A 19,625-nucleotide genomic window follows, 5' to 3' on the forward strand; every position below is an offset into this window, starting at 1 on the left:
GGATTGTTTTTATGAACATCACCGAACAAGTCATCGTCGAGCAGTTCCCGTTCTGGGGGCCCGCTTTGACCCAGCCGCTGCCAACGCTGGACGCCGCCTCCATTGTGGTGGTCGGCTGTGGCACTTCCTATTACCTGGCCCAGGTCGTTGCCAGTGCACTGAATCTGAACGGCAAGCGTGCGATAGCGGTTCCCGGCGGTGAATGGGCACGGCGTCCCGAGGCCTATCTCGCTGATATCCGCGATGTGCAGGTGATTGCCCTGTCGCGCAGCGGCGAGTCCACCGAAACAGTGCAGGCCGTAGAAGCCAGTCGAGCACGCGGCTTGAAAACCCTGGGCATTACCTGCGAAAGCGCCAGCAGCCTGGCCCGGTGCAGCGATGAGGTGCTGTTCGCCCCGACTCACGCACTTGAAGGGATTGTGATGAGCAGCTCCGCCAGCCTCATGCTGCTGTTGGGACTGCGACTGGCCGATGTCGACGTGGACGCGACCCTCCCCGACCAGGCCGAGCAAGCCATGCACGCGCTGGACCGACAACTGACCAGCGCGATTCTGTCGCGCTCACACTTTGTCTACCTGGGTGGCGGCGCGCACTACGGGCTGGCCAGCGAAGGGGCATTGAAACTGCAAGAGATGAGTCTGACCTACACCCAGGTGTTCCATCCGATGGAATATCGTCACGGCCCGATCAGCCTGGTGGACGACAAGACGTGCGTGGTGCTGATCTACAGCCCGCAGACCCGCGATGAAGAAGCAAAACTGTATGCCGAACTCAAGGACAAAGGCGCGCTGGTCATCGGCTTCGGCGGACCCGGCGACCTGTATGTAGAAGTGAGCCAGACGGGCCTGGACCAGAGTCTGGAAATCCTGCCGGCGTTACAACTGTTCGGCGAACGTCTGGCCCAGCACAAGAACCTGGACAGCACTGCGCCACGCCACCTCACCAAGGTTGTGCGTCTTTCCTGATTCAGTGGGTCCGGTATAGGTAGTTCTCCCGATATGGCAACCGTCAATATTCAGCAACTTCGTAAAAACTACGGTGCGATCCCCGTGCTGCATGGCATCGACCTGGCCATCGCCGATGGGCAATTTGTCTCGCTGGTGGGGGCTTCCGGATGCGGCAAGTCGACCCTCCTGCGCATGATTGCCGGCCTGGAATCCGTCACTTCTGGCACGATAGAACTCAACGGGCGGGTCATCAATGATCTGTCGCCCAAAGACCGGGACATTGCCATGGTGTTCCAGAACTACGCGCTGTACCCGCACATGACTGTGGCGCAAAACATGGGTTTCAGTTTGCACCTGCGCAAGGATTCGCCTGAACGCATAAAAAAAGCGGTGCAGGAAACAGCGGCCATGCTCGGCCTCACGGACTACCTGGATCGCTATCCCAAAGCGTTGTCCGGCGGCCAGCGTCAGCGGGTCGCCATGGGCCGCGCAATCGTGCGTCATCCCCAGGTTTTTCTTTTCGATGAGCCATTGTCGAACCTGGACGCCAAACTCCGGGTGCAGATGCGCATCGAAATCCGCACATTGCAACGCAGGCTCGGCACCACCGCCATTTACGTGACCCACGACCAGATGGAGGCCATGACCATGTCCGACCTGATCGTGGTCATGAATGCCGGTCGCATCGAGCAGGTCGGCGCGCCCATCGAAGTCTATGACCGACCGGCCAATCTGTTCGTGGCGACATTCATCGGCTCGCCGGCAATGAACCTGATCGAGGGCGTGCTGGAGCAGGAAGACGGTTCATCGCTCGTGCGCGTGAATGGCCAACGGATCGCGCTGGGAAGGCAAATCGAACTGCCATCCTCAACCCCTGTAGTGGTGGGCATTCGCCCCGAGCATTTGACCCTGGCACCCATCCCCTGCCCGGCTTTCTCCCTGCCTTTCAGCGTCGACCTGATCGAGCCGACCGGCGCTGAAAGTCATGTTTACGGACGCTCCGGCGACACCTCAATCGTCGCGGCATTGTCGCGAAGGGATGATCTGCAGCTAGGTCAAGCCGTGCGTTTGGGGGGACGATGCGAGCATATTCATGTGTTCGACAAGGCCAGCGGGGCGCGAATGGACTGAGCGGCACGAGCCCGGCATATCCGTCAGATGCTCAGACCACCGGCCACGTCGATTACTGCGCCGGTGATATAGCCACCATTCGGTCCCGCCAGGTAGCAGACCAAAGCCGACACTTCCTCAAGCGTCGCAATGCGGCGAATGGGGTGCAGATCCAGGAGCGCGTCGGGGACACCCTCGCCCAACACTTCCACCGACATGTCAGTCGGCATGATGCCGGGCTGGATGACGTTGGCGGTGATGTTGCGCCCGCCCAGGTCGCGGGCGACGCCTTTCGCGTATCCGGCGACAGCCGCCTTGGTTCCCGCATAGTCTGCAGCGCCCGCGAACGGAACGTGGCCACCCAGCAGCGAACCGATGAAAATTATCCGGCCGCCGTCCGAAAGTACCGGCGCTGCTGCGCGTGTGGTCGCCACGGTGCCCATGACGTTGATCTGCCACTGGCGATCAAGATTGACTGTGTCGAGTTCAGGATCGTCGACCGTCTTGCCTTGCACGGCAATCGCCGCGTTGTTGACCAGAATGTCGAGCTTGCCGAAGTGGGCGATCACCGCCTCAATCAGTGTTTTCGCAGCGCAGAGATCGGCTTGATCGCTCTTGATCGCAATCGCGCGTACGCCCTTCGCCCTCAGGCTCTCGACAACGGCGTCAGCCTTTTCAGTAGATGCCACGTAGCTGATGGCGACGTCCGCCCCTTGTTCGGCGAGCGCTTGCGCCGTGGCCGCGCCAAGCCCACGCGATCCGCCGGTGACGAGTGCGACTTTACCTGCCAATGAGTTCTGCATGAAAAAACCTCTCTAACGTGAGCGGCGTCCTTGCCGGTAAGTGAACAACCTATCAATAACAGTCGTTACGATAACGGTCGTTATTGAATTGGATGTGTACACCTGCTGTCAAGGGATTTAATATCGATCGTTATGAAAAAAGCCGAGGCAATTTAATGGGCCGTCACCGCGAATTCGACGTGGATCAGGCGCTTGACGCAGCCCTTTGCGTGTTCTGGCGCAAGGGCTACGAGGGCGCGTCGTATACCGACCTGACCCAAGCCACCGGCGTGGAGCGCCCCGCGCTCTATTCCGCGTTCGGCAACAAAGAGGCGCTGTTCCGCCGGGCGCTTGAACGCTACTACGAGCACTACCTGGATTTCTTCCCGGTGGCGCTGGCGCAGCCGACTTCGCGGCAGGTGGCCGAGTACGTCCTGCGCGGCGCGGCCGAACTGAATACCCGCTACCCGGATCGCACCGGATGCCTCGGCATCCACGGCGCCCTGGCTGGTTCGGACGATGCCGAACCGATCCGGCGCGCCCTGATCGATGCGCGTGCAGACGGAGAAACGCAGTTGCGTGAACGCTTCGAACGGGCCAAGACGGAAGGTGATCTGCCAGAGACGGCTAACAGTGCTGCACTGGCTGTTTTCGTGCTCGCTGTGCTGCATGGAATGGCGGTCCAAGCCAAGGCCGGCTTCAGCCTCGATGTTCTGGAATCAGTGGTCGACCAAGCGCTGTCGACCTGGCCATCCGGAAACCAGCCTTCTTAGGAATGGGCCGTTGCGCACGCGCACGCAGAACCATCATCTGATACAGCGCCAATCATTCTGCGAACGCCGCGCCCATGCCAGCCAAACCTGTCAGAGGTTGCCGGCCCAAACAACTGGACGACGATCTGCCCAAGGCAACTCGCGCTCCAGCTGCCCGGCCAATCCCAGCAAAACGCCTTCAGCACCAAATTTGCCCATGAACTGCAGGCCAATGGGCAATCCGCTCTGCGGGTCATGAGCCAGAGGCACCGACATTGCCGGCGCGCCGATAACGTTTGCCAGCGCGGTGAACGGTGACTGATTGAACACCTGATTCATCCAGCCACGCCCGTCCAGATGCTCCTGTCCCGCATTGTAGGTGCCGATCAGCGGCGCCAGCCCCGGCAAGGTCGGCGACAGCAGCAGGTCGTAATGTTCGAAGAAACCGCCGATTTTTCGGGCAACGATATTGCGCTCGAACAATGCGCCCAGCAATTCGGTGGCACGCAGCGTCTTCCCTTGCCGATAGAGCGCCAGCGTAGCGGGCTCCAGATATTCGGCGTCGATACTACGCCCCGTAGCGGCGGCAATGGCGTCGATCCAGGCGGCCGTGTTTGACGACCAGAAGCGCCCGTTGAGTTCAACGAACGCATCCCAGCTTATCCCGATGTCGAGCTGTACTTCCTCGACCTGGTGCCCCAGTAGTCCAAGGTTGCGCACCGTCTGCATCAAGGCGCTCTCTACCGCCGGGTGCAACGGCTGACCGTTCAGCGGGCGAGTCTGCACGCCGATACGCAATGCACCGGGCTGCCGCCGGGATTGTTCCAGGAAAGTTGTTTCCGGGGACGGTATATGGAACGGGTCACCTGGTGCGCAACCATGGATGGCATCCAGCAATGCAGCACTGTCACGCACCGAGCGCGTCAGTACGCCATGAACGGCAAGGCCGCTCCACACTTCATCGACATCCGGCCCCATAGGCACCCGTCCGCGACTGGGCTTCAGGCCGAACAGCCCACACATCGATGCCGGTACGCGGATTGAGCCACCGCCATCGGTGGCGTGAGCGATCGGCACCATCCCTGCCGCGACCGCCGCTCCCGAGCCGCCACTGGAACCCCCGGCGCTGCGGCCGATATCCCAAGGATTGCGGGTGGGTCCACAGAGGCGACTTTCGGTGGTGGTGCTCGCCGCGAACTCCGGCGTCGTGGTTCGGCCCAGTGGCAACAACCCGGCAAATCGCAAACGGCGCATCAGCTCCGAGTCGTTTGGCGCGGTGCAGTCGAGTGCCAGAGCACTGCCCAATTCATTGCGACGGCCAGCAGCAGTGATGCCCAGATCCTTGATCAATAGCGGCACGCCGTGAAACGCTCCGGCATTGGGACTCGGCTCATCTGACCAGGTTTCCACCAGCGCGTTGATCTGTGGATTCAGCGCTTCCATCGCCTGCAAAGCCGCAGAACGGACCTCTGCGGCGCTTACCCGCTTGTCCTGGATCAGTTGAGCCAGACCCGTCGCATCTTGGACGGCGTATTCGGACAGGTGCATGAATTTCTCCAGATAGGTATGATCGATACTATTCGGTATCACACGATACCGATAAGTATCATGCGATACTTACCAGTATCACTGTCAAGCGGAGATTATTCATGCGTCCGGAACGGACACCCCAGTTGCCGCCTCGCGAGCGCATTGTTGATGCTGCGCAGGCGTTGTTCATGGAACAAGGCATTACCCGCGTCAGCGTCGACGCCATCGCCGCACGTGCGACATCGACGAAAATGACCGTATATCGCCATTTCGAAAACAAGGATTCGCTGGTTCTGGAATGGCTCGAACGCTTGGCCGAAAGCTACAGCGACGTGCTCGACAGGCTGGCGTTGCACTATGCGGAATCCCCGCGCGAGCAGCTGCTGGGTTTTCTCGACTTCATTGTTGAAGATCTGGATCGCGCAGGTTATCGGGGTTGCCCGTTCACCAATGCGCTGGCTGAGCTGCCAGATGCTGACCACCCTGCCCGAAAACTGATTCAAACCCATAAACAGCGGCAGTTTCGTCGGTTGATTGCCCTTTGCGCTCAGCTGGAACTGAACGAGCCGGAGCAGATTGCCGAGGAACTTACCCTGCTGATGGAAGGCGCCCAGGTGGTGGCGCAGAACAAAGGGATTGAGAAGGTAGGCGAACGCCTGACCCGGATGGTCCAGCGGCGGCTGGACACCGCCGCTTGAACTGCCGGGCTTGGCTCCTCGAAACGAGTTGCTTCAGTCCAGCCGGCGGCAAAGAAAAGCCTGGGTCTGATAAGGGAACTCGATGGTCTCACGCCCGCGCAGCGCCGGATGGGTGCCGATCAACGTCCGCAACTGATCAGCCACCCGCTCTTTCTGCGCAGCAGGCAAAGCGGCGATGAAACTCACCGACAGAAAACGATCCAGGATCACGGTTTGGGCAGTGCCTGTATGGGTGTAATCGAAGCAGGTCAGTTCGGGCGCCGAGAAGTAGCGCCCATTGAACGGCAGTCGCCAGCCTCCCGTATGGAAACGAGGGGTATCACCTTCGTAGGGAGTGATGATTCTGGTGATGGCTGCCACCCAGTCCACGGACTCATCGCGCACATTCCAGATCAGCCCGAGCCGGCCACCCGGTTCAAGCACGCGGTGAATCTCGCCGAGCGCCGTTTCATTGGCAAACCAGTGGAAAGCCTGGGCGCAAACGAGTGCCTGCGCCACACCCGCCTGGAGTGGAATGGCTTCGGCCGTTCCTTCCAGAATCCTGGTGTCCGGCAGGTGTCTGGCAAACTCGCTTCGCATGGCCTCGACCGGCTCGACGGCAATGACCTCAATGTCCATTGATTCCAGCACTCGCGTGAGCTTTCCGGTGCCAGCGCCTAAATCAATGACCGTTGAGCCGGGGCTGATACCCAATGTATTTCGAAGCCATGGCTGTATTTCGCCTGGATAGTCCGGGCGCCCTTGCGTGTAGGTACTTGCTTCCTTTGAGAAACCTACCTGAGCAGCCTTGTGAACAACCGTCATTTCAGCAATCTCTCTCTGAATTTGTGATCAAGTTACCCAAGGACTTTTCCAACGCCCCCCCCAGAAGGCCCATACCAGAGCCCTCACAACCACCAAACATTTCCAGCAACACTCAAGTCATTGACAGTATGGCCGATAGAAGAAATGGCAACTAGCCACCTCTCGTCCAGAGACAGCTCAGTTACCTCCTCCCTAATATGTCAGCAGGATGACCAATGAGCTGGATCAATGACGCAAAACTCTCGACCAAACTGATCACCGCCTTTGTGCTGTGTGCGTTCATCACCCTGGGCGTCGGCGTCCTCGGAGGCCAGGGCGTTTCAAAGCTTTCGCAAAGCTTGAAACTGGTGTTCACCAACAATCTGGTGTCTGTCTCCAACACCGCGCAAACCAAAACCAAGGCAGTTGGACAAAGCCGTGATCTGTACCGGTTATATCTGGCCACTGCCGCCGGTTCGCCGCAAAGCGTCAAGGATGAGTTCATTGCCTCGATGAACGCCAACCGACTGGCCAGCGAGAAAGCATTCGCTGACTACCGAAAAACGCCGCTTGCTGATGACGAACGTGCCGCTGGCGACAAAATGCAGCAAGACTGGCCCGTTTATCAGGCGATGGTACAAAAGTACGTCGGCCTGATGCAGGCCGGCGATCTTGAAAATGGCCGCATCCTGCTCCTGGGCGACTTGCAAAAGACTTATCGTACGGTCATGGACGAGTTGACTGTGATGGTCGATTCCAACGACCGACAAGTCGCTGAAGGCGCCGAAGAAGCAAGCCGGCTGGAAACCTCGGCAAAGACTTCGCTTTATATCGGCATCGCACTGGCGTTCATTGCCGCAATCCTGCTCGGACTGTTTATCAGCCGCCTGATCAGCCGCCCCATTGCCAATGCCGTTGCGAGCGCCCGCAGCATTGCCGAGGGCGATCTGACCCAGCACATCATCAGTACCGGCCGCGATGAGGCCGGCCAGTTGTTGACGGCTCTGGCGGACATGCAGAGCAGCCTGAAAGGCACCATCCAGCAGATCGCCAGCGCATCGGACCAACTGGCGTCGGCTGCTGAGGAGCTGACCGCCGTCACTGACAATGGCAGCCGTGGCCTGATTCGCCAGAACGACGAGATCCAGCAGGCGGCCACCGCTGTCACGGAAATGACCTCGGCCGTCGAAGAAGTCGCGCGCAATGCCGTCTCCACTTCCGAAGCGTCCAGAACCACCAGCGAGCAAGCCAGCAATGGTCGCGACCAGGCCCGCAGCGCCGTCGCCGCGATCAACAGCGCAACCACTGAAATTGCCGCGTCCACCGACATGGTCAAGAATCTGGCCGTTCAGGTGCGCGACATTGGCAAGGTGTTGGACGTAATCCGCGGGATCGCTGAACAAACCAACCTGCTGGCCCTGAACGCCGCCATCGAAGCAGCAAGGGCGGGCGAACAGGGTCGCGGCTTTGCCGTGGTCGCCGATGAAGTTCGCGCCCTGGCGGCCCGCACCCAAGCCTCGACCGGCGAGATCGAAGGGATGATCAACAGCGTGCAAGCGAGTGCGGACCAGGCGGTAGGTTCCATGGGTAAAAGCCAGTCGCTGGTCACCGATACCCAGTCGCTGGCCCTGGCCACCGGCGAGGCGCTGGAGCTGATTGCCGAAGGCATCTCGCAGATCAATGATCGTAATCTGGTCATTGCCACAGCCTCCGAAGAGCAGGCCAACGTCGCCCGGGAAGTTGATCGCAATCTGGTCAACATCCAGGATTTATCAACCCAGACAGCGGCGGGTGCCCATCAGACCAACGCCTCGACCCAGGAGCTTTCCAACCTGGCCATTTCATTCAATACGCTGGTCGGCCGCTTCCGGCTGTGAGTCCGGCGGCAACGTCTTTGTCTAGTCCTGAAACAGGTTTACCCCTGCTCCAGTCTCAAAACGCCTTTTCTCGAACAAGTCCTCTCTTATCACACGCACAACCGTTGAATTGAAATGCTCGTTGGAGATTCTATGTCCGGGGCAACCGCCAGGCGCCAGACGTATTGTCTGAACCGACGCCTTCCCGGCTAAAGCCGGTCCCACTGTGGGACCGGCTTTAGCCGGGAAGACGGCATTCCAGTAGACGCAAATGCATTGGCTGTACGTCCAGATCCGTTGGAGGCTTGCCCGCGAACCGGGCGCCTCGGTGGATCAGGCATACCGTGTCATCGTTCTTCGCGAGCAAGCTCGCTCCCACGGGGTAGGTGTCGCTCTAGCAAGCACGCAGCAAAAAACCCCGTCAGACGCTGTCTGACGGGGCTTTTGTTCTACAGCTGTGTTACAGCGCCATGTCGGCCGCTGGATTGCTTTTCTTCGGTGCTGCGGGCTTGTCAGAGCCTGGAGCTGGCGCGACGGCCTGATTGTTCACAGGTGGCGGCGGCGTCAGTTGCAGGACTTCAGCGGTGTAAGCCCATTCCTTGGCAACGGCTTCCGGGCTGGTGTTCAGCTTGGTGCCGTAGCTTGGAACGATCTGATGCAGTTTTTCCTGCCAGGCCGGTGTTGCGACCTTGTCCTTGAAGACCTTCTCAAGCACGCCCAGCATGATTGGCGCAGCAGTCGACGCACCAGGTGACGCGCCGAGCAGGCCGGCAATGCTGCCGTCCTGGGAAGCAACGATTTCGGTGCCCAGTTTCAGTACGCCGCCTTTCTCTTCATCACGCTTGATGATCTGCACGCGCTGACCGGCTTGCCACAGGCGCCAGTCCTCTTTCTTGGCTTTCGGGAAGTACTCTTTCAGGGCGTTATAGCGATCGTCGTCGGACAGCATCAACTGGCCAGCCAGGTATTCAACCAGCGGATACTGTTCGATACCGACCTTGGTCATCGGCCAGATGTTGTGTAGGGTCGTGCTGGTCAGCAGATCCAGGTACGAGCCTTCTTTCAGGAACTTGGTGGAGAAGGTCGCGAACGGGCCAAACAGAACGACGCGCTTGCCATCCAGTACGCGGGTGTCCAGGTGCGGAACCGACATCGGCGGTGCGCCGGTCGATGCGATGCCATAGGCCTTGGCCATGTGCTGCATGGCGATGTCCTGGTTCTCGGTAACCAGGAACGAACCACCAACCGGGAAGGCGGCGTAATCCTTGGCTTCCGGGATGCCGGATTTCTGCAGCAAGTGCAGAGCACCGCCGCCAGCGCCGATGAACACGAACTTGGCGTCAGTCGTGGTTTCGGTACCGTCTTTCAGGTTTTTGTACTCGACGCGCCACGAGCCATCTTTGTTGCGAGTGATGTCCTGCACTTCGCTGGACAGTTTCAGCGTGAAGTTTGGCTGGGCTTTGAGGTGGCCGACGAACTGACGCGTGATCTCGCCGAAGTTGACGTCGGTACCAATCGGGCTCCAGGTGACCGCGAGCTTTTGCGCCGGATCACGACCTTCCATCATCAGCGGAACCCACTTCTTGATCTGCTCTGGGTCCTCGGAGAATTGCATGCCGCTGAACAGCGGGCTCGCCTGCAAGGCGTCGTAACGCTTTTTCAGAAACTTGATGTTGTTGTCGCCCCACACGAAGCTCATGTGCGGTGTGGAGTTGATGAACGAGCGAGGGTTCTTCAGCACATCGTTCTTGACCTGCCAGGACCAGAATTGACGCGAGATCTGGAAGGCTTCGTTGATTTCGATGGCCTTGGAGATATCGACTTTGCCGTTCTTGTCTTCAGGCGTGTAGTTCAGCTCAGCCAGGGCAGAGTGGCCGGTACCGGCGTTGTTCCAGCCGTTGGAGCTTTCCTCGGCGACGCCGTCGAGGCGCTCGACCATTTCCATCGACCAGCCTGGTTCAAGCTCATTGAGCCAGACCGCGAGGGTCGAACTCATGATGCCGCCGCCGATCAGTACCACATCGACTTTCTTGGTCTCGGCCGCATGAGTGGGCATGATGCCCATCGACATGGCCAGGCCCAGCAGGGCCGTGTTCACTTTCTTCAACATGCTGTAAATCCATATGGTAGGACGCCATGCGCCTGCCTTGCTCGTTCCGGGTTCTTCCAGCTCACGGTCAGCCAGAGGATTTCCGTCACCAGTTTCGGAAGGTGATGGGCACACAAGGCTTAATAAAGCTTAGCCTCACTTTTATGTCCCGCCTGTGCTGACTTTTTATTAGTCATTGGCTTCAGCTACTTGAGGCGACACTGATTTTGGTAACTCATTGACTGACAGGTCCGCAAATATCCGGCCCATCTGCAAACTGGCTCTTGCCGAGCCGGCGAGCGTTCGCGCTGCGACGTTGTGCCCCATGGTGCCGAAATGACGCTGGGGCATAATTCGCTGATTTGTCGCGAGCCTGGTTTGTTGGGGCGGCATGATATCGGATAGAAGGCCATTGTCGTAGCATCGAAACAATATCGGTGCGCGGGTCTGCCATCGCGATGGGGCGAATAAGTGGCGCAATGCCGCTAATGGCGGCCGTCAATACCGCGCAAATCATTGGTAAATCCATAGTGGGCTGGCTAGAATCCGCTCCGCCTTCAGCGGCTTGATCGAACGGTTTGCCCCCGTCCAGATCAAAACCGAACCCTACGACCCAAGGTCGACAAACTCATAAAAGCTGGAAGGCCCGTGAGAAACGAGCAATTCCGGCTTTTTTTGTGTCTGCCTTTCGGGTGTAAACTCGCCTTACGCGCTATAGAGCGCTTTCAGGTCCAGCGAACATGACGCAGATTTCCGAACGCCTTCTGGTTCAGGCCCATCTCGATGCCAAGCAGCCTAAAGAGCTGAGCCTCGACGAACAGGCCCATTATCGCGCTGCGATTGCTGCCGAACTCAAGGCGCAGGACGCCGTGCTGGTGGCCCACTATTATTGCGACCCGGTGATCCAGGCCCTGGCCGAGGAAACGGGTGGCTGCGTGTCCGATTCTCTGGAAATGGCCCGTTTCAGCAATAGCCATTCGGCGAAAACCGTGCTGGTTGCCGGGGTCCGTTTCATGGGCGAAACGGCGAAGATCCTCAATCCCGAAAAACGCATATTGATGCCGACCCTTGAGGCGACCTGTTCGCTGGACCTGGGTTGCCCGGTGGATGAGTTCTCCGCCTTCTGTGATCAGCATCCAGAACGCACCGTGGTGGTTTACGCCAATACCTCGGCGGCGGTCAAAGCCCGGGCAGACTGGGTGGTGACCTCCAGTTGCGCGCTGGAAATCGTCGAAAGCCTGATGGATAACGGCGAGAAGATCCTCTGGGCGCCGGACAAACACTTGGGTCGTTATATTCAAAAGGAAACTGGAGCAGACATGCTGCTCTGGGACGGCGCCTGCATCGTCCACGAGGAGTTCAAATCCAAGCAGCTGGAAGACATGAAAGCGCTGTATCCGGACGCGGCGATTCTGGTGCATCCCGAGTCGCCGGAATCGGTCATCGATCTGGCAGACGCCGTGGGCTCCACCAGCCAGTTGATTGCCGCCGCACAGACGCTGCCGAACAAGATGTTCATCGTGGCGACCGACCGGGGCATTTTCTACAAGATGCAGCAGCTGTGCCCGGACAAGATCTTCATCGAAGCGCCTACCGCCGGCAACGGCGCGGCCTGCCGCAGTTGCGCGCATTGCCCGTGGATGGCGATGAATACCCTGGAGCGCACGCTGCAGTGCCTGCGTGAAGGCACTAACGAAATTTTCGTCGACCCGGCGGTGATCCCCAATGCCGTCCGCCCATTGCAGCGCATGCTCGACTTCACCCGCGCAGCGCGGATGAAATTGGCGGGGAATGCTTGATGTCCTGGCGCCAATAAGCGCTGTTGGAGCGAGGCTTGCCCGCGAAGGCGACAACCCAGACGATAAAGATGTTGTCTGGAAAACCGATTCGCGGGCAAGCCTCGCTCCCACGAACTGTATGGCCTTAATTCATCAAATCCTTGACCATCCGCTCCTGGTCCAGCAGCTCTTTCTGACGGGCATCGATGCGTGAAGCCAGCTGGAAATTGTTGTTGGAGCGGCGCTTGGCGAAGTCCAGTTGCTGGATCGCCTGGCGGAAATCACCCACCAGCGCGAAGTATTCGGCACGAGCCTGATGCAGGCCGACGGTATTGCCGTTCAGGCCACGGGTTTCGGCGACCAGATACCAGATATCCGGATCGTCAGGGCGGTTTTTCAGCAGGCCGTTGAGCGACTTCTCGGCTTCGGCATTGCGATTCTGCTTCAGCAAAACGTCGACCCGCACCTGATTCAGCGGATAGTTGTCCGGAAACATGGTGAGCATCCGATCAACCCGCTGCTGGGCATCCGGCAGGCGATTGTTGGTGATGTCCAGATCGATCTGCGTAAGGTTGTAAGTGATGTCATTTGGTGCCTTGTCGAGCAGCGGCTTCAGGCTTTCGCGAGCTTCGTTGAGCTGTCCGGCCTTGATTTGTGCCAGCGCCAGGCCGTAACGGGCCGGGTCGGATTTTGGATTTTCAGTCAGCTGGGCGCGAAAGCGTTTCGCGGCGATGCCCGGCGTTTCTTCATACATGAGTGCAACTCGCGCACGCATCAGCTGATAACGCAGGCTGTCTTCCTTGCCGCCCGGTTTGGACTGCTCGGCGCGGTTGCGGGTGTCGGCGATCCGCGATTCGGTAACCGGGTGAGTCAGGAGGAATTCCGGCGGCTTGGCGTCAAAGCGATACTGGCGTGCCAACCGCTCGAACATGGTTGGCATATTGCGCGGGTCATACCCGGCTTTTTCCAGATTGAGAATGCCGATGCGGTCAGCTTCCTGCTCGTTCTGGCGGGAAAAGCGCCGTTGCTCTTGAATGGCTGCGGCCTGGGAGCCGGCGATGGCGGCAATGCCCGCATCGCCAGCGCCAGCGGCAGCCATGACGATACCGGCCAGCATGGCGGCCATTACCGGCACCTGCATGCGTTGCTGGGCTTCTACGCCGCGGGCGAAGTGGCGTTGCGACAAGTGAGCCAGTTCGTGGGCGAGCACCGAGGCATATTCACCTTCGGTCTGGGCATTGAGGAACAGCCCGCCGTTGACCCCGACGATCCCGCCAGGAGCGGCGAAGGCGTTGAGTTCCGGGCTATTGATCAGGATGAACTCAAGACGCCGGTCCTGAACCTGGCTGGTTTCGGCCAGTTTATAGACCGAGGTCTCGACGAAATCCTTGAGTTGCGGGTCCGACAGCTGGGCCACCTGACTGCGCAGCAGGCCGAGCCAGGCGCGTCCGAGTTGGTGTTCCTGCTCCGGAGAGACAATGGAAGAACTGGCGTCGCCCAGAGAGGGCAGGTCGTCGGCATGGCTCGGCACAGCGAGCAGGCAAGCCAGCGTCAGCAGGGTGGGTCGCAGAAAATTCATCCATGGAGCTCTGAGTTGAAGACCCCGTACTGTAGCTGGCTCAATGGCTTGCTGACCAGAGTGCGGTATTCTTTGTGTCCTGTCTGAAATGTCCGAGCTGTTTTTTGTTGCTGCTTTGCAATTTGATGTGCCTGCCTGGAGAGAAACGATGTCTGACGCTGTAACGCGCCCGCAAACGTGTGACGCCCAAGTCGATGCAACCGGGCTCAACTGTCCGTTGCCGCTGCTCAAGGCCAAACTCGAACTCAACCGCCTGACCAGTGGCGCAGTGCTGAAGGTGATTGCCACCGATGCCGGCTCCCAACGTGACTTCCGTACCTTCGCCAAGCTGGCGGGGCATACGCTGGTGCATGAAGAAGCCGAAGACGGCGTTTATCAGTATTGGCTGCGCAAGGCTTAGTGGCGGCGGCTTTCCATTTCCCAAAAGGATTTTTGATGTTCAAGGTGCTTCGCGACTGGGTGCAACGCTACTTCTCTGATGAAGAGGCGGTGGTGCTCGCAGTATTGCTGTTTCTGGCGTTCACGATCGTTCTGACGCTGGGCGGCATGTTGGCCCCGGTGTTGGCCGGGATGGTGCTGGCTTTTCTGATGCAAGGCCTGGTGAATCTGCTGGAGCGGCTGCGCGTGCCCGAGGGCGGCGCGGTGGCGCTGGTGTTTACCTTGTTCATGGGCGCGCTGCTGGTGTTTCTGCTGGTGCTGGTGCCGTTGCTCTGGCATCAACTGATCACCTTGTTCAACGAGTTGCCGGGCATGCTCGCCAAGTGGCAGTCGTTGCTGTTGCTGTTGCCTGAGCGTTACCCGCATCTGGTCTCGGACGAGCAGGTGCTGCGCGCCATTGAGGTGGCTCGTGGCGAAATCGGCAAGTTTGGTCAATGGGCGCTGACGTTCTCGCTATCGAGCCTGCCCTTGCTGGTCAACATCATGATTTATCTGGTGCTGGTGCCGATCCTGGTGTTCTTTTTCCTCAAGGACCGGGAAGTCATCGGGCGCTGGGCGCGTGGCTATTTGCCTCGTGAGCGCGCGCTGATCACCCGGGTCGCCGAGGAAATGAACCGGCAGATTGCCAATTACATCCGGGGCAAGGTCATCGAGATTTTCGTCTGCGGCGGGGTGACCTACATCGCGTTCGTGGCGCTGGGGCTCAATTACGCGGCGTTGCTGGCGATGCTGGTGGGTGTTTCGGTGGTGGTGCCTTACATCGGCGCGGTGGTGGTCACCGTGCCAGTGGCGTTGATCGCCTTGTTCCAGTGGGGCTGGAGCGATCAATTCATCTATCTGATGGCGGTCTACGGCGTGATTCAGGCGCTGGACGGCAACGTGCTGGTGCCGCTGCTGTTTTCGGAGGCGGTCAACCTGCATCCAGTGGCGATCATCTGTGCGGTGTTGTTGTTTGGCGGTCTGTTGGGCTTCTGGGGCGTGTTCTTCGCGATTCCCCTCGCTACCCTGTGCAAGGCCGTACTCGACGCCTGGCCGCGCAATGAGCCCACTGTGGCGCCCTTGCTGTAGCGAGACGCAACAATATTCGCTGCGGGCCTGTTGCAGGTGCGCAGCGAAACGTATCGATCATCAGGCGTTATTCAGCGCCTGCGCCTTCTCAAGCACCGCCGCCACATGGCCAGGCACCTTCACGCCGCGCCACTCGTGACGCAGTACGCCGTCCTTGTCGATGAGAAAAGTGCTGCGATCAACGCCAAGGTATTCCTTGCCGTACAGCTTCTTCAGCTTGATCACATCGAACAGCTGGCAAAGGGCTTCGTCTTTGTCCGAAATCAGTTCGAACGGGAACGACTGCTTGGCCTTGAAGTTTTCGTGCGTCTTCAGACTGTCGCGGGAAACGCCAAAGATGACCGTGTTGGCCGCCTGGAAGGGCGCGACATGGTCGCGAAAGTCCTGGCCTTCGGTGGTGCAACCCGGCGTGTTGTCCTTCGGATAGAAATAAACAACGACCTGCCGGCCCTTGAGCGCGGACAAGCTGACTTGCCCGCTGGTGGCCTGGGCCTGAAAGTCGGCGACGGGTTGATCTACTGCTACGGCCATGAAACTTCCTTACATTGGGGCTTGTGGGCGCCACGGTTCGATCAGCGCATCGAGGTTCAACGCATCGGCGAAATCAAGGAATTGATCGCGCAGCCAGCTGATCTGAATGCCGGCGGGCAGGGTCACGGTGAACGTCGCATTGAGCATGGTGCCGCCAGTTTGCGGCGCCAGGTAGGTGTCGCAGATCAGATTTTCCAGCTCGACGTTGTGGTCCATGAAGAACTGGCACAGCTCATTGATGATGTCCGGACGATAGGCAGAACTGACGTAAGCCACGTAAGGCAGCGCCTCAGGACGGCTTTCGAGCGTGGCACTGCGCACGACACTGGTCGTGAAGGCGTGCTTCTTCGACAGGCCGGGCAGGCCGGTCTCCATACGAGCCAAGGCATCCCAGCTACCGGAAATCTGCAGCACCAGCGCACTGTATTCGCCGTGCCGGGTCAGACGTGAGCTGACCACCGAGCAACGGTTTTCATGACTGGCGCGGCACAGAACGTTGGTCAGCTCCATGGGGTTTGCGCCAAGGGCACTGATGACAAGGAATTGTTCGCGAACTGTGGGGGTGGACGACATGCAGCATTCCTAGACGATGAGCGGTCGGTACATTTTTGGCTTGCTGGACTCTTTCATTGATCAATAGCGCCAGACATCAACCATAACCCCGGCGGGGTACGTCTGCATAATGAAGACGTAGCAGGCCGCAACAGCGCTGGAGCAGGGGTTCTGACGGAAAAATCGATCAAAAGAACGAGGCGAGCAGGTGACCAGTACCGATCAAAGAACGAAGGGTAGCGAAAACCATCGCTCAGGGGAATGCTCACAGTACGGTACTTCGCTTGTGCAAGGCTGATAGCGCCAGTACCATTACCGCTCTCTTTTTCCGGCAGGAGCGGTTGCATGATTGCGGGCAGTATGGTGGCACTGGTCACACCCATGGATGCACAGGGACGTCTGGACTGGGACAGCCTGAGCAAACTGGTGGACTTCCACTTGCAAGAGGGCACCAACGCCATTGTTGCCGTTGGCACCACAGGTGAATCGGCCACGCTCGATGTGAATGAACACATCGAAGTGATCCGTCGCGTGGTTGCCCAGGTTGCAGGGCGTATTCCTGTCATTGCTGGCACGGGCGCCAATTCGACGCGCGAAGCGATCGAACTGACGACCAATGCCAAGAACGCGGGCGCTGACGCCTGCCTTCTGGTGACCCCTTACTACAACAAGCCGACTCAGGAAGGCCTGTACCAGCATTTCCGGACTATCGCCGAAGCCGTCGATATTCCGCAGATCCTGTACAACGTGCCTGGCCGAACGGCTTGCGACATGCTGGCCGAGACGGTTATTCGTCTGTCCACCGTGCCTAACATCATCGCCATCAAGGAAGCCACGGGCGACCTGCAACGCGCCAAGGACATCCTGGCTGGCGTGAGCAGCGACTTCCTGGTGTATTCCGGCGATGACGCGACGGCGGTCGAACTGATGCTGCTGGGCGGCAAGGGTAATATTTCCGTGACGGCCAACGTGGCGCCTCGGGCCATGAGCGATCTGTGTGCCGCTGCGATGCGTGGCGATGCAGTCACGGCTCGGGCGATTCATGAAAAACTCATGCCGCTCAACAAGACCCTGTTTATCGAATCCAATCCTATCCCCGTAAAATGGGCCTTGCATGAAATGGGTTTGATGCCGGACGGTATCCGTCTGCCGCTCACCTGGCTCAGCCAAGCCTGTCACGAACCGCTGCGTCAGGCCCTGCGCCAGTCCGGCGTCCTGGTTTAATGAGGAAGCACTACGCAATGAAGCGATTGGCCGGACTGTCCGCACTAGCCTTGATTATCTCCAGTACCAGTGGCTGCGGTTGGCTATGGGGTGAAGATGGTTACTTCCGCGATCGCGGCAGTGATTACCTGGAAGCGACCCAGACAGCACCGATGCAGCTGCCTGCCGGCGTTTCGGAAACCAAACGTCTGGACCCGCTGTTGCCGATTCCGCGCAACGTCACTGATGACGCGCAGAAAGGCGGCGAATTCGTGGTTCCTCGTCCGCAGCCGCTCTCGGTAACAGCCGATGCCAGCGACTTCAGTCTGCAAAAAAGCGGTGACGCTCGCTGGGTGCTTGCCCAGCGTGCGCCTGCCGAAGTCTGGCCAGTGGCGCATCAGTATTTCGAAGATAACGGCTTCCGTATCGCCGAAGACCGTCCGCAGACCGGCGAATTCAGCACCACCTGGCAGCGTCTGGACGAGCTTTCTGCCTCCGTTGCCAAACGTCTGAGCGCCACCGGCACTTCAGCTGATGCAGAAACCCGCGTGCGGGTTCGTATCGAGCCGGGTGTGCAGCGCAACACCAGTGAAATCTACGTCGTGAGCATCCAGCGTCCAGCCGGTAGCACCGCAGAAGTCGATTTCCCGGCGCGCACCACCAATCAGGGTCTCGATTCGGCGCTGACCGATGACATGCTTGCGTCCCTGAGCCGCAGTGCAGAACAAGGCGGTTCAGTATCGCTGGTCGCTGCACGCGATTACGACACCCCAAGTCGTGTAGCACTGACCGAAGACGGCAGCGGCAACCCGGTTCTGAACGTAGGTTCGGATCTGGATCGCGCGTGGTCCAGCGTGGGTCGCGCACTGAATCAGGGTGAATGGCGCGTTGAAGACATCAACCGCAGCCTGGGCCTGTACTACATCAACCTTGCCGAAAAAGCCAAGACACCTGAAAACGAGCCCGGCTTCTTCGGTCGTGTTTTCGGTAGCAAGGAAAGCAAGGAAGATATCGATGCCCGCGCCGAGCGTTATCAGGTTCGCCTGAGCAAAGTGGGTGACAACGTGCAGGTGACCGTCGAGAAGAACATCAACACCGTTGCGCCTGCAGACATTGCCCGTCGTGTACTGGGTGTCATTCAAGACAACCTGGGTTAAGTGCGTTTCGCAGTATTAGGCAGCGGCAGCCGAGGGAACGGCACGCTGGTAGCAAGCAATGACACCTATGTGCTGGTCGATTGCGGTTTCTCGTTGCGCGAAACCGAGCGACGCCTGGCTCGACTCGGGATCAGTGCCCATCAGTTGAGCGCGATACTGGTGACCCACGAACATGCCGATCATGTGCATGGCGTGGGTTTGCTGTCTCGGCGCTACAATCTGCCGGTCTACCTGAGCAGTGGCACGTCGCGCGGGATGCGCAAACCGATCGAGGCTGCGGGGTTTCTCGTCGGTGGTCAGGCCTTGCAGTTGGGGAGCCTGAACATCGATGTGGTGTCCGTGGCTCACGATGCGCTGGAACCGACGCAGTTTGTCTTCACCGACGGCCAGCGTCGTTTCGGCCTGCTGACCGATCTTGGCTCGTACTGCCCTTCGGTGCTGCAAAGCTACCAAGGCCTGGACGCACTGATGATCGAGGCCAATCACTGCCGGGACATGCTTGCCCGTGGTCACTATCCGTACTTCCTGAAGCAGCGGGTCGGTGGCGACGAAGGACATTTGAACAACCATCAGGCGGCAAACCTGGTGAGTGAACTGGGATGGCAGGACCTGCAGCATCTGGTCCTGGCCCATCTGAGCAGCAAGAACAATCTGCCGCATCTGGCCCGGCAATGTTTCGTCGACACCCTCGGGTGCGATCCGGACTGGCTACAATTGGCCGATCAAGATTCAGGGCTCGACTGGCGACATATCGCCTAGCCCATCTACTTAG

General features: G+C 59.2%; 18 protein-coding genes. 11 read left to right on the forward strand and 7 right to left on the reverse strand.

The features are described from left to right. The first annotated feature begins 11 nt into the window (after window positions 1-11). Both ACP7E4_RS01815 and ACP7E4_RS01820 read left to right on the forward strand, forming a co-directional pair. On the forward strand, window positions 12-965 hold the full coding sequence (locus ACP7E4_RS01815; protein WP_426111108.1) for an SIS domain-containing protein: 954 nt from the start codon (window positions 12-14) through the stop codon (window positions 963-965). 33 nt (window positions 966-998) lie between these two features. Next, window positions 999-2,078 (forward strand): ABC transporter ATP-binding protein, encoded by a 1,080-nt coding sequence (locus ACP7E4_RS01820; protein WP_426111110.1) that lies wholly within the window; start codon window positions 999-1,001, stop codon window positions 2,076-2,078. Between the two features lie 23 nt (window positions 2,079-2,101). Here ACP7E4_RS01820 and ACP7E4_RS01825 read toward each other — a convergent pair whose 3' ends face one another. Then, entirely contained in the window at window positions 2,102-2,860 is a 759-nt protein-coding gene (locus ACP7E4_RS01825) for an SDR family NAD(P)-dependent oxidoreductase (RefSeq protein ID WP_426111112.1), read from the reverse strand. A 155-nt stretch (window positions 2,861-3,015) separates the two neighbouring features. Between ACP7E4_RS01825 and ACP7E4_RS01830 the strand changes: the two genes are divergently transcribed. Next, a complete protein-coding gene (locus ACP7E4_RS01830; protein WP_426111114.1) occupies window positions 3,016-3,612 on the forward strand; it encodes a TetR/AcrR family transcriptional regulator in 597 nt (198 codons plus the stop codon). Between the two features lie 90 nt (window positions 3,613-3,702). On the opposite strand, the gene ACP7E4_RS01835 is transcribed toward ACP7E4_RS01830, so the two are convergent. After that, entirely contained in the window at window positions 3,703-5,139 is a 1,437-nt protein-coding gene (locus ACP7E4_RS01835; RefSeq protein ID WP_426111116.1) for an amidase, read from the reverse strand. Between the two features lie 101 nt (window positions 5,140-5,240). Here ACP7E4_RS01835 and ACP7E4_RS01840 point away from each other — a divergent pair, with 101 nt between their 5' ends. Further along, entirely contained in the window at window positions 5,241-5,819 is a 579-nt protein-coding gene (locus ACP7E4_RS01840; RefSeq protein ID WP_426111118.1) for a TetR/AcrR family transcriptional regulator, read from the forward strand. Between the two features lie 33 nt (window positions 5,820-5,852). On the opposite strand, the gene ACP7E4_RS01845 is transcribed toward ACP7E4_RS01840, so the two are convergent. Next, window positions 5,853-6,623 (reverse strand): class I SAM-dependent methyltransferase, encoded by a 771-nt coding sequence (locus tag ACP7E4_RS01845; RefSeq protein WP_426111120.1) that lies wholly within the window; start codon window positions 6,621-6,623, stop codon window positions 5,853-5,855. Between the two features lie 215 nt (window positions 6,624-6,838). On the opposite strand from ACP7E4_RS01845, the gene ACP7E4_RS01850 reads away from it, so the two are divergent. Continuing rightward, the gene (locus tag ACP7E4_RS01850) at window positions 6,839-8,479 is read left to right on the forward strand and encodes a methyl-accepting chemotaxis protein (protein ID WP_426111122.1); all 1,641 of its coding nucleotides are present in this window, start codon (window positions 6,839-6,841) and stop codon (window positions 8,477-8,479) included. Between the two features lie 439 nt (window positions 8,480-8,918). Here ACP7E4_RS01850 and mqo read toward each other — a convergent pair whose 3' ends face one another. Further along, window positions 8,919-10,568 carry a malate dehydrogenase (quinone) gene (mqo, locus tag ACP7E4_RS01855; protein WP_426111124.1) on the reverse strand — a complete coding sequence of 550 codons (1,650 nt, stop codon included), beginning with the start codon at window positions 10,566-10,568 and terminating at the stop codon, window positions 8,919-8,921. A 719-nt stretch (window positions 10,569-11,287) separates the two neighbouring features. Here mqo and nadA point away from each other — a divergent pair. Further along, complete coding sequence (gene nadA, locus ACP7E4_RS01860; protein ID WP_426111126.1) at window positions 11,288-12,346, forward strand: quinolinate synthase NadA; 1,059 nt, start codon at window positions 11,288-11,290, stop codon at window positions 12,344-12,346. A 124-nt stretch (window positions 12,347-12,470) separates the two neighbouring features. On the opposite strand, the gene ACP7E4_RS01865 is transcribed toward nadA, so the two are convergent. Then, the gene (locus tag ACP7E4_RS01865) at window positions 12,471-13,904 is read right to left on the reverse strand and encodes a M48 family metalloprotease (protein ID WP_426111128.1); all 1,434 of its coding nucleotides are present in this window, start codon (window positions 13,902-13,904) and stop codon (window positions 12,471-12,473) included. A gap of 148 nt (window positions 13,905-14,052) precedes the next feature. On the opposite strand from ACP7E4_RS01865, the gene ACP7E4_RS01870 reads away from it, so the two are divergent. Together ACP7E4_RS01870 and ACP7E4_RS01875 are read left to right on the forward strand one after the other, a co-directional pair. Continuing rightward, the gene (locus ACP7E4_RS01870) at window positions 14,053-14,304 is read left to right on the forward strand and encodes a sulfurtransferase TusA family protein (RefSeq protein WP_020289405.1); all 252 of its coding nucleotides are present in this window, start codon (window positions 14,053-14,055) and stop codon (window positions 14,302-14,304) included. A gap of 35 nt (window positions 14,305-14,339) precedes the next feature. Next, window positions 14,340-15,410 carry an AI-2E family transporter gene (locus ACP7E4_RS01875; protein WP_426111130.1) on the forward strand — a complete coding sequence of 357 codons (1,071 nt, stop codon included), beginning with the start codon at window positions 14,340-14,342 and terminating at the stop codon, window positions 15,408-15,410. Window positions 15,411-15,470: 60 nt separating this feature from the next. Here ACP7E4_RS01875 and ACP7E4_RS01880 read toward each other — a convergent pair whose 3' ends face one another. After that, a complete protein-coding gene (locus ACP7E4_RS01880; RefSeq protein WP_426111132.1) occupies window positions 15,471-15,941 on the reverse strand; it encodes a peroxiredoxin in 471 nt (156 codons plus the stop codon). 9 nt (window positions 15,942-15,950) lie between these two features. Beyond that, on the reverse strand, window positions 15,951-16,514 hold the full coding sequence (locus ACP7E4_RS01885) for a glycine cleavage system protein R (protein WP_020289402.1): 564 nt from the start codon (window positions 16,512-16,514) through the stop codon (window positions 15,951-15,953). A gap of 324 nt (window positions 16,515-16,838) precedes the next feature. On the opposite strand from ACP7E4_RS01885, the gene dapA reads away from it, so the two are divergent. Genes dapA through ACP7E4_RS01900 form a run of 3 tightly spaced genes read left to right on the forward strand, consistent with a single transcriptional unit; the run spans window position 16,839 to window position 19,612 of the window. Beyond that, on the forward strand, window positions 16,839-17,717 hold the full coding sequence (gene dapA / locus ACP7E4_RS01890; RefSeq protein WP_020289401.1) for a 4-hydroxy-tetrahydrodipicolinate synthase: 879 nt from the start codon (window positions 16,839-16,841) through the stop codon (window positions 17,715-17,717). A gap of 17 nt (window positions 17,718-17,734) precedes the next feature. Further along, window positions 17,735-18,853 (forward strand): outer membrane protein assembly factor BamC, encoded by a 1,119-nt coding sequence (gene bamC / locus ACP7E4_RS01895; protein WP_426111135.1) that lies wholly within the window; start codon window positions 17,735-17,737, stop codon window positions 18,851-18,853. Next, window positions 18,854-19,612: an MBL fold metallo-hydrolase gene (locus ACP7E4_RS01900; RefSeq protein ID WP_426111137.1), complete on the forward strand. Its 759-nt coding sequence runs from the start codon at window positions 18,854-18,856 to the stop codon at window positions 19,610-19,612. It abuts the gene before it with no gap. Window positions 19,613-19,625 lie beyond the last annotated feature (13 nt).

The sequence above is a fragment of the Pseudomonas sp. DSP3-2-3 genome (genome assembly GCF_049898225.1).
GTDB lineage: Bacteria > Pseudomonadota > Gammaproteobacteria > Pseudomonadales > Pseudomonadaceae > Aquipseudomonas.